1 protein-coding gene and 1 pseudogene are annotated in these 1,735 nt (G+C 60.9%); both read left to right on the top strand.

The window, feature by feature from the left end; all coding sequences use genetic code 11:
* A partial coding sequence (locus tag M2427_RS42020) for a flagellin (RefSeq protein ID WP_280712562.1) occupies positions 1 to 918 on the top strand: 918 nt, incomplete at its 5' end.
* A gap of 449 nt (positions 919 to 1,367) precedes the next feature.
* Positions 1,368 to 1,735: pseudogene (locus M2427_RS42015) on the top strand (flagellin); the annotation flags it as partial.

The raw sequence follows: 1,735 nt of genomic DNA, 5'->3' as shown, positions 1-1,735 counted from the left end.
AATGCCGACCTGTCGGTCACGGGCACCGGCAACGCGCTGAACGTGCTCGGCCTCGCCGGCAACACCGGCACGGCGACCGCGTTCACTGCGGCCCGCACCTCCGGCATCGGCGGCATCACCGGCAAGACCTTGACCTTCTCCTCCTTCAACGGCGGCACGGCGGTCAACGTCACCTTCGGCGACGGCACCAATGGTACGGTCAAGACGCTCGATCAGCTCAATAGTCAACTCCAGGCCAACAACCTGACGGCGACGATCGACGCCAACGGCCTGCTGACGGTCTCGACCACCAACGACTACGCGTCCTCGACCATCGGTTCGAGCGCCGCGGGTGGTTCGATCGGCGGCACGCTGACCAAGGCTCTGACCTTCTCGACGGCTTCCAGCCCCGTCCAGGACACGGTTGCGCAGACATCCCGCGCCAACCTGGTGTCTCAGTACAACAACATCCTGAGCCAGATCGACTCGACTGCGCAGGACTCCTCGTTCAACGGCGTCAACCTGTTGAATGGCGATCAGCTCAAGCTGGTGTTCGACGAGACCGCCAAGTCGAGCCTGAACATCACGGGCGTGACATACAACTCCAAGGGTCTGGGCCTCGCCTCGTTGACCACCGGTGTCGACTTCATCGACAACTCCGCGACCAACAAGGTGCTGTCCAACCTGAACGCCGCGTCGAGCACACTGCGCTCGGAGGCTTCGAGCCTCGGTTCGAACCTCTCGGTCGTGCAGGTTCGTCAGGACTTCAACAAGAACCTGATCAACGTGCTGCAGACCGGCTCGTCGAACCTGACGCTGGCCGACACCAACGTCGAAGCGGCGAACAGCCAGGCGCTGTCGACCCGCCAGTCGATCGCGGTCTCCGCGCTGTCGCTGGCCAACCAGTCGCAGCAGAGCGTGCTGCAGCTGCTCCGCTAAGTCGCGGACGACATCGCAAGCAAGATAAGGGCGGCGGGGCTTCGGCCCCGCCGCTTTCTTTTTGCGTCGGCAGCAGAATGCCGCTGACTCAGATAAGGGCGTAGCCCCCGAAGACCGAGAGTTGCCGGCTCCGCGTTATGGTTGACAAATGGCAAACGTCCTGCCGCCGCAGCAACGCGCTCAGATGGAGACAATGCAATTGAATGCAGCGAATTGCTCACTCTGAGTTATGGTTGACAAGTGGCAAACGCCCGCCGCTTTATCGAAAAGCATCGTCCGATCATGACGATAGAAGCGGGCACGATCCGTCGCGATCACGCATATGGTGAATCCGCGCAAGGACTCGCACGACACGCTTCATGCTTTGTTAGCCGTCTGCGTTCACCGTCCCGGCATCGATTAATCCTAATCGAAGTTTGTTGCGTTGCGTACCAGAAGGGTAACACTCAATGTCCGGTATCGTCCTCTCATCCTCGGTTCGTCAGAACCTGCTCTCTCTTCAATCTACTGCTGATCTTCTCGCCACCACGCAGAGCCGCTTGTCGACCGGCAAGAGTGTCAACTCGGCTCTGGACAATCCGACCAACTTCTTCACCGCCCAGTCGCTCGACAATCGCGCCAGCGACATCAACAACCTGCTCGATGGCATCGCCAATGGCGTGCAGGTGCTGCAGGCTGCCAACACCGGCATCACCTCGCTGCAGAAGCTGATCGACAGCGCCAAGTCGATCGCCAACCAGGCGCTGCAGACCACCGTCGGTTACTCCACCAAGTCCAACGTCTCCACCACGATCTCCGGTGCGACGGCGGCCGACCT

The organism is Bradyrhizobium sp. BR13661, from assembly GCF_029892425.1.
Classification (GTDB): Bacteria; Pseudomonadota; Alphaproteobacteria; order Rhizobiales; family Xanthobacteraceae; genus Bradyrhizobium.
This window is presented reverse-complemented; position numbering and strand designations above follow the sequence as displayed.